At 64.8% G+C, this 8404-nt stretch carries 6 protein-coding genes; 3 read left to right on the top strand and 3 right to left on the bottom strand.

The annotated features are described in order from the left end of the window. Positions 1–199: 199 nt before the first annotated feature. On the bottom strand, positions 200–2344 hold the full coding sequence (gene mtlD, locus IAE39_RS28290) for a bifunctional mannitol-1-phosphate dehydrogenase/phosphatase (RefSeq protein ID WP_201207770.1): 2145 nt from the start codon (positions 2342–2344) through the stop codon (positions 200–202). A 397-nt stretch (positions 2345–2741) separates the two neighbouring features. Between mtlD and IAE39_RS28285 the strand changes: the two genes are divergently transcribed. Beyond that, a complete protein-coding gene (locus IAE39_RS28285) occupies positions 2742–3038 on the top strand; it encodes a DUF3144 domain-containing protein (RefSeq protein WP_201207769.1) in 297 nt (98 codons plus the stop codon). A gap of 203 nt (positions 3039–3241) precedes the next feature. On the opposite strand, the gene IAE39_RS28280 is transcribed toward IAE39_RS28285, so the two are convergent. Together IAE39_RS28280 and soxR are read right to left on the bottom strand one after the other, a co-directional pair. Next, complete coding sequence (locus tag IAE39_RS28280; RefSeq protein ID WP_043202493.1) at positions 3242–3490, bottom strand: CsbD family protein; 249 nt, start codon at positions 3488–3490, stop codon at positions 3242–3244. A gap of 142 nt (positions 3491–3632) precedes the next feature. Then, positions 3633–4088 carry a redox-sensitive transcriptional activator SoxR gene (gene soxR / locus IAE39_RS28275; RefSeq protein WP_201207768.1) on the bottom strand — a complete coding sequence of 152 codons (456 nt, stop codon included), beginning with the start codon at positions 4086–4088 and terminating at the stop codon, positions 3633–3635. 85 nt (positions 4089–4173) lie between these two features. On the opposite strand from soxR, the gene IAE39_RS28270 reads away from it, so the two are divergent. Further along, positions 4174–5271 carry an efflux RND transporter periplasmic adaptor subunit gene (locus tag IAE39_RS28270; protein ID WP_201207767.1) on the top strand — a complete coding sequence of 366 codons (1098 nt, stop codon included), beginning with the start codon at positions 4174–4176 and terminating at the stop codon, positions 5269–5271. Next, entirely contained in the window at positions 5268–8348 is a 3081-nt protein-coding gene (locus IAE39_RS28265) for a MexW/MexI family multidrug efflux RND transporter permease subunit (protein WP_201207766.1), read from the top strand. Before IAE39_RS28270 ends, IAE39_RS28265 begins: the two co-directional genes overlap by 4 nt. The last annotated feature ends 56 nt before the right edge of the window (positions 8349–8404 follow it).

Raw genomic sequence — 8404 nt, 5'->3', positions numbered from 1 at the left:
GCGCGGTCAAATGTAGGAGCGGGTTCACCCGCGAAGCAGGCGACGCGGTGGGTGGCACCGGCTTTGCCGGTGTTCGCGGCAAAAGCCGCTCCTACATGGGCCAGCGTGAGCCTGAAGCAGCGCGGTCAATGTAGGCGCGGGTTCACCCGCGAAGCAGGCGACGCGGTAGTGCTATTCAAACCTCGGCAGGGCGCTGGCGTTATGCGCCGATGCAGAGTGTGTCGAACCGGGTTACCGACTCCTTTTGTGGGTACTGCCGGAACGCCGTGGCAATGGCGCGAATCAGCGGCGCGTCGCTGACCGGATCCAGCCCGGGAAGGCGTTTGCCGTTGCAGGTGCCGCCATGGGTCAGCACAGCCTCGACACTGCCATCGTTGTCCCGATACACCTGCCTGATCGCCTGCGCTTCCAGGTTCTTGTCATCCTTGCAACGCAGGGCATGGTGAATCGCCAAGGCCGCACCGAAGGCCAGGGCCGGGGTTTCAATGCCATGCTTGCGGGCAAGCTCGATGCTGCTGAGGATGCGTTCGTTGCGTTGCAGCTTGCGCAGCGGGTCACGGCCGACGCGGGCGCACGGGTCCTTGAACGAGGTTTTGCAGCGCTCAAGGAAGGCCTCGGCAAAGCGGCTGACCACCTCGGCCATCTGCGGGTACTCCGCCACCAGCGCCGGCGCAACTTCCTGGCGAATCAGCCGCTCGGCCAGCGCACTCACGCGGGCATCGCCCATGCCCTGGCCAACCCAGGCATGGCCCAGCAGGCTGGCGTACCAGGCGACAATGGCGTGCGGGCCGTTCCACAGGCGGTTCTTGATGACCTGGATCTGGCTAATGTCTGGCACCGTCTTCACCTGGCGCAACCGTTCGAGCAGGTCGCTGCCGCGCTCCACGTACAGCGGCATGTCGGCTTCGCTGTTGAACAGCACCAGGTGCAACTGGCTCATGGCGTTGGTGGGCTGCGCAAAGGGTTTGAAATGGCGGAGTAACCGTTCGTATTCGGCCAGCGGCGCCGACGCCTTGCGGGCGGTGGCGGGCTCTTCTTCCAGGCTGTTCTGGAACATCTGCGACTTGATGCGCAGTTGCCGCACCAGCGCGTCATTGCTCAGCTTGGAGACGATGCGGCTGACCACCGTTTCGGCGAAGTGGGTCTTTTCCAGCACCTGCTCGCAGATGCCCGGCGAGCACAGTAATGCCAGCTCGGCTTGCACGTGCCTGCGCACGAACGCACCACCGCCAACCTTGTTCAGCACGATCAGCAGGGTCAGCTCGCGGCCTCGGCGTTCGAAGCGTTGCAGCAGCCCCTGGGCAATCACCTTGGCCTGGCCCTTGATGGCCTGCTCAGGCAGGCTCAGGCCGATGATTTCGGCAGCGGTGTACATGTCGATCACGGCGGCATCGTCGTCCAGGTCGATCATGCGCACGTTGTCGATGGTCTGGTCGAACGAGGTGGCACCATAGCGCACGCTGTAGCGGCCGAAGGCGCTGACGCTTTCGCGCAGCATGCGCGAGCGGGTCGCAGCGATGATTTCGCAAGGCCGGGTGTAGCCGTCCCAATGGGCCAATACCTGGGTCAGGTAACCGCCGCCAATGGCGCCGAACCCATGAATGCCCACGCGGAACTGGTTCAACGAGGCGGGGAACGGCTCGCTCAGCGTCGGCATGCCCAGGTCGGGCACGCATTCGCTCAGGTCGGCGAGGAATTCCGGCATGCTGCGGTAGGCCCTGAGCGCGCCGGCCTTGATCTCGGCAGCAGGCGGCTTGATGTCTTCGATCAGGATGGCCTGGCCCTCGGCACGCATGGCCGAAAGCATGCCGTTTTCCGAGTCTTCGACCATGAAGCACTGGTCTGGCGCGCAGTTGAGCGCGCGGGCGGCCTTCAGGAAAATCTCGGGGTGAGGTTTGCCCTGGCTGACTTCGTCGCCGCACACGGTGATGTCGAAGTACTTCAGCACATTGGCGTTGATCAGGTATTCCTCGGCGATGGCGCGGCGGCTGGAAGTGGCCACGGCCATGGTCAGGCCTGACTTGCGCAGGCGCTCCAGCACTTCCAGCAGGCCGGGCTTGATCGGTACGCCGTGGTTACGTACGTATTCCAGTTCAAGTTCATCTGCGCGCTGGCGGATCTGGGCATAGGGGAAGTCGTCACCGTTGTGCGCCTTGGCCAGGGCTTCGGCTTTTTTTGCGCTCAGGCCCAGCGAGCCGATCAGCGTGTGTTCGCTCAGCGCCTTGCCGAAGATTTCCAGGCTGGCCTGCTTGAGGGTCTTGAAACGCAGGCGCTCGGTGTCGAAGAGGGTGCCATCCATGTCGAAGATGGCGCTGAAGATGCGTTTACCGTGAAAAAAAAGCATGGGTTGTTGCCCCTTGTTGATGCGTCAGACATCCCGCCTGTGACAGGCGAGTACGGTGTGCGGGCTGCAGCGGTGGCAGTCAGGTCGGGGGCACACGGTCGACAGGGGGGCGCTCGGGGGTGACGCACAGGTAAGGCGGGGCAGAGCGAGGGGTGCAGAGCAGGTTGGCAAGCTTCGAAACGAGGCGGGCGGCACGTTTGGCCTTGAGGTCACGCCCACTGGCTGCAGTCGGTTTTGCAGGCAGTGGGCGCAAATAGCGATGGATACGTGTGATTCCGGTCATGAGGTGGTTTGCTTCCTTTTTCGTCATGGGTGATCCTTTTTCAGCCTTGCACGTATGCGCCGCGACATGCAAGGCTTGGCCTCCCGCTCGCATCCCGCAACAAGGTGAATTGCAATGACCCAAGCTACCGACCAGGCTTTTTACGACCGCGCCGATGCGCACATCGAACTGGCCAACCAGCAGATCGAGAAGTTTGAAGACCTGGGCAAGGTAAGCGCCTCGCTGACCTTCGGTGCCGCACGTTTCAGCGCCTGGATGAGCGCCCGCAGCTTCAAGAGCGGCGCCGAACTCGGGGCTGCGCGGGAGGAGATCCTGAAGTACTTCTGCGAGCAGTACCGGATGATGCTCGAGGACAACCTCGACGAGCATATCGAGCATTTTGATGGGTACATGCTGGGCAAGGATGAGTAAGACCGCAGGGCGCTCGCCACAGGCGCTGCATACCTCGTGGCCAACACCTGTCAGCCCTGATGCGATCCCTGTGGGAGCGGGCGAGCCCGCGAAGAAACCAGCACGCTGCATGGCACCGGCTGAGCCGGTGTTCGCGGGCATGCCCGCTCCCACAGATAGTGCACCTTTTCTTACCTACGATGTCGCCATCTGGTGATGGCACTTCAACGGCGCAGCAGGCGAGAAATCACCAGTGTCACGGCGGCGGTGATGGCCAGTGCGGCGATAGGCTTTTCCTTGACGAACGAAGACACCGTGTCCAGGGCATCACCGTAGGTCTTGGTCACCTGGCCCGCAGCCTGACGCGCATCGCCTTCGGCTTCCAGCGCCGGGTCTTCGACCAGCCGGCCCACAGCGCTCTGCGCCTTGCCTGCAAGGTTCTCGGCAACACCTTCGATCTGTTCGCGTTTCATGATGGCTATGTTCCTTCCTGTAAGCGGCTTTGGGTTAACAGCACAGGGTTAGGGCGGTGAAGGGCCGTAATGGTTCCAACTACTCACCCCCTTCAAGCCGCAAGCTCCTGCAAGGAATCGCACATGGCTTGAGTGGGCGAGGCTAGCGGGCCTTTTTCTCCAGAATCCGCGCCCCGGTGCCTTCCTTGGCCAGCACATCGTCGGGGTTGCGCAGCGGGCAATCCTCCAGCGACAGGCAACCGCAACCAATGCAGTTGTCCAGGCTGTCGCGCAGCGCCTCCAGGGTGCGAATGCGCACATTCAGGTCTTCGCGCCAGGCCGTGGACATCTCGCCCCATTGCGCTGCGGTCAGCTTGCTGTTGGGCGCATAGCGGCTGAAGGCCTGGCGGATTTCCTCCAGCGGTATACCGGTGCGCTGCGCCACCTTGATGATCGCCAGTGTGCGCAGCACCAGCGACGGATAGCGGCGCTGGTTACCTGCCGTACGCACACTGGCGATCAAGCCCTTGGCCTCGTAGAAGTGCAGCGCAGACACCGCCACGCCGCTGCGCTTGGCCACTTCACCCACCGTGAGCATTCGCGTGTTGTCTGCTGCCATACCTGTTGACCTCAAGTTAAGTTGAGCTCTTATAGTCCTGCCCGATCTTCCCCGCAACCGCTTTCCCTGATGATCGGAGCAGTGCATGAACAAACGGACGTTACTGGCCTGGGCTGGCGCTGTTGCCGGTGTGCTGGCCGCAGCCTACACGCTGATGGGCAGCGGTTCGGCACCGCCGGTTGCCGCGGCATGGCCGGCGACCAAGGTGGCCTTGGCCACGGCCGAGCAGGTGCAGCTGGCGCGGCAGAACTTTGCCTCGGGGGAGCTGGAGGCGGTCAACCAGGTGCAGGTGGCGGCCGAGGCGGCGGGGCGTATTACCCGTATTGCCTTCGAGTCGGGGCAGGCGGTGACGGCCGGGCAGTTGCTGGTGCAGCTCAACGATGCCCCGGAGCAGGCCTTGCGCGTGCAACTGCGGGCCAGACTGCGCAACGCCGAGGTGATCTTGCAGCGCAGCCGCAAATTGCGGGCGATGAACGCGGTGTCGCAGGAACTGCTGGACAACGCTGCCACGGCCGCAGACGTGGCCAGCGGTGAACTGCAGCATGTCGAGGCGCTGATCGCGCAGAAGGCCATCCGCGCGCCGTTTGCCGGCAAGCTCGGCATCCGCCGGGTGCACCAGGGCCAGTACCTGGGCGCAGGCGAGACCATCGTCAGCCTCGCCGACATCAGCCAGTTGCACGTCAATTTTGCCCTGGGCGAGCAGGCTGCCCCTGAAGTACATCTTGGCCAGGTGTTGGCGTTGAGTGTGGACGCTGTACGCGGGCAGCGCTTCGAGGCACGGGTAGTGGCCGTCGACCCGGTGGTCAGCAAGGCGCGCCTGGTGCAGGTACAGGCCGCCTTGGCAAACCCGGACGGGCAATTGCAGCCGGGCATGTATGCCGGTGTGCGCCTGGACGCGGCGCAGCCGTCGACCGTGCTGGCCGTGCCGGAAACTGCCATCACCTATACCGCCTACGGGCAGACGGTGTTCGTTGCGACCGAGGATGCGCAGCATGGCACCCGGGTCGGCCGGGTGCGGGTCACCACCGGTGAGCGCTGGCAGGGGCGCGTGGAGGTGACTTCCGGCCTGGCGGCCGGTGACCGGGTGGTGGTGTCCGGCCAGCTGAAACTGAGCGACGGCATGCCGGTGGAACCGGTGGCGCAGGACAGCCTGCAGGCCAACCTGGGGGGGCGGCAGCCGTGAAGTTTACCGACCTCTTCGTACGCCGCCCGGTGCTGGCGCTGGTGGTCAGCAGCCTGATCATCCTGCTGGGGCTGTTTGCCATGGGCAAGCTGCCGATCCGCCAGTACCCGTTGCTGGAAAGCTCTACCATCACCATCAGCACCGAGTACCCCGGCGCCTCCGCCGAGCTGATGCAGGGCTTCGTCACCCAGCCGATCACCCAGGCGGTGTCGTCGGTCGAGGGCATCGACTACCTGTCCTCGTCGTCACAGCAGGGGCGCAGCCTGATCACCTTGCGCATGGTGCTCAACCGCGATTCGACCCAGGCGCTGGCCGAGACCATGGCCAAGGTCAACCAGGTGCGCTACCGCCTGCCAGAAAAAGCCTACGACCCGGTGGTGGAGCTGTCGGCCGGTGATTCGACTGCCGTGGCCTACGTGGGCTTTGCCAGCGACAGCCTGTCGATACCGGAACTGAGCGATTACCTGTCGCGGGTGGTGGAGCCGCAGTTCTCCGGTATCGACGGCGTGGCCAAGGTGCAGTCGTTCGGTGGCCAGCGGCTGGCCATGCGCCTGTGGCTGAACAGTGAGCAGATGGCCGGGCGTGGGGTGACCGCTGCCGACGTGGCGCAAGCGGTGCGGGCCAACAACTACCAGGCAACGCCGGGCCAGGTGCGCGGGCAGTACGTGCTGGCCGACATCCAGGTGGACACCGACCTGACCCGGGTCGAAGACTTCCGTGAGCTGATCATCCGCAACGATGGCACCGACCTGGTGCGCCTGCGCGATGTCGGCACTGTCGAACTAAGCGCGGCGGCCACCCAGACCAGCGCCACCATGGACGGCAAGCCCGCCGTGCACCTGGGGCTGTTCCCCACGCCGACCGGCAACCCGCTGGTGATCGTCGATGGCATCCGCCAGTTGCTGCCGCAGATCCAGCAGACTTTGCCACCTGGCGTGACAGTGGCGCTGGCCTATGAGACCGCGCGCTTCATCGATGCCTCGATCCACGAGGTGCTGCGCACCCTGGTTGAGGCAATGCTGATCGTGGTGCTGGTGATCTGGCTATGCCTGGGTTCGCTGCGCAGCGTGCTGATTGCGGTGGTCGCCATCCCGCTGTCGATGCTGGGCGCGGCGGGCCTGATGCTGCTGTTCGGCTTCAGCCTCAACCTGCTGACCTTGCTGGCGATGGTATTGGCCATCGGCCTGGTGGTGGACGATGCCATCGTGGTGGTGGAGAACGTGCACCGCCATATCGAAGAGGGCCGGTCGCCGGTTGCGGCAGCATTGGCCGGGGCGCGGGAAATTGCCGGGCCGGTGATCGCCATGACCCTCACCCTGGCTGCGGTGTACGCACCGATCGGGCTGATGGGCGGGCTGACCGGCACGCTGTTCCGCGAGTTTGCCCTGACCTTGGCGGGGGCGGTGATCGTGTCTGGCATTGTCGCGCTTACCTTGTCGCCGGTGATGAGCTCGCTGCTGCTGCAACCCGGCCAGCAGCACGGCGCCATGGCCAGGCTGGCCGACCGCGTGTTCGGCGCCCTGACCGGGGCCTATGCGCGGGTGCTGGGTTACACCCTGGCGCATCGCTGGATCAGTGGCGGCGTGGCACTGCTGGTGTGCCTGAGCCTGCCCTGGCTGTACCTGCTGCCGCAGCGCGAGCTGGCCCCGCCCGAGGACCAGGCGGCGGTGCTGACGGCAATCAAGTCGCCGCAGCATGCCAGCCTGGATTACGTCGAACGTTTTGCCCTGAAGCTGCACCAGGTGATGAAGGCCATCGACGAAACCACCGACACCTGGATCATCAACGGCACCGATGGCCCGGCCGCCAGTTTTGGCGGTATCAACCTTAGCGCCTGGCAGGCCCGCGAGCGCTCCGCCGCCCAGGTGCAGGCGCAGTTGCAGCAGGCTGTGGCGGATATCGAAGGCAGCAGCATCTTCGCCTTCCAGGTGGCGTCGCTACCGGGCTCCAGTGGTGGTCTGCCGGTTCAGATGGTGCTGCGCAGTGCGCAGGATTACCCCGAGCTGTACCAGACCATGGAAGTGCTCAAGCAACGTGCCCGTGACAGCGGCCTGTTTGCTGTGGTGGACAGCGACCTCGACTACAACAACCCGGTGGTCAAGGTGCGTGTCGACCGGGCCAAGGCGGCGAGCCTGGGCATCAGCATGCAGGCCATCGGCGAGTCATTGGGGGTGCTGGTGGGCGAGCAGTACCTCAACCGCTTTGCCTTGTTCGGGCGTTCCTACGACGTGATCCCGCAGAGTATCCAGGACCAGCGCCTAACGCCGGCCGCGCTGAACCGCCAGTACGTGCGTGCCGAGGATGGCAGCCTGGTACCGCTGGCGACTGTGGTGCACCTGGATATCGAGGTTGCGCCCAACCGGCTGTTGCAGTTCGACCAGCAGAACGCCAGCACCTTGCAGGCGATCCCGGCGCCGGGTGTGTCGATGGGCAATGCCGTGGCATTCCTGGAGCAGCTCACTGCCGAACTGCCGCCGGGTTTCAGCCACGACTGGCAATCGGAGTCGCGCCAGTATGTGCAGGAGGGCTTTGCCCTGATGTGGGCGTTTCTCGCCGCCCTGGTGGTGATCTACCTGGTGCTGGCGGCGCAGTATGAAAGCCTGGTCGACCCGTTGATCATCCTGGTGACCGTGCCGTTGTCGATCTGTGGTGCGCTGCTGCCGTTGGCACTGGGCTGGGCCACGCTGAACATCTACACGCAGATTGGCCTGGTGACATTGATCGGCCTGATCAGCAAGCACGGCATCCTGATGGTCGAGTTCGCCAACGAGATCCAGCTGCGCGACAACCTCGACCGGGCGACGGCGATTGTGCGCGCCGCGCAGATCCGCCTGCGGCCGGTGCTGATGACCACGGCGGCAATGACCTTCGGCGTGTTGCCGCTGCTGTTCGCCAGTGGCGCCGGGGCCAACAGCCGGTTCGGGCTGGGGGTGGTGATTGTGTGCGGGATGCTGGTGGGGACGATGTTTACCTTGTTCGTGTTGCCGACGATCTACGCCTGGCTGGCGCGGGATCACCGGGTGGTGACGGCGCGGGGGCGGCAGCTGGAGGAGGCTGAGCGTACATTACTCGGCTGACTTGCACGGTCCCTGTAGGAGCGGGGGGGGGGGGGGGGGGGGGGGGGGGGGGGGGG

It is taken from the genome of Pseudomonas sp. S37 (assembly GCF_016658545.1).
In the GTDB taxonomy this organism is placed as follows: domain Bacteria; phylum Pseudomonadota; class Gammaproteobacteria; order Pseudomonadales; family Pseudomonadaceae; genus Aquipseudomonas.
The sequence above is the reverse complement of the archived record's forward strand: the minus strand, read 5'-3'. Positions and strand labels throughout refer to the sequence as shown.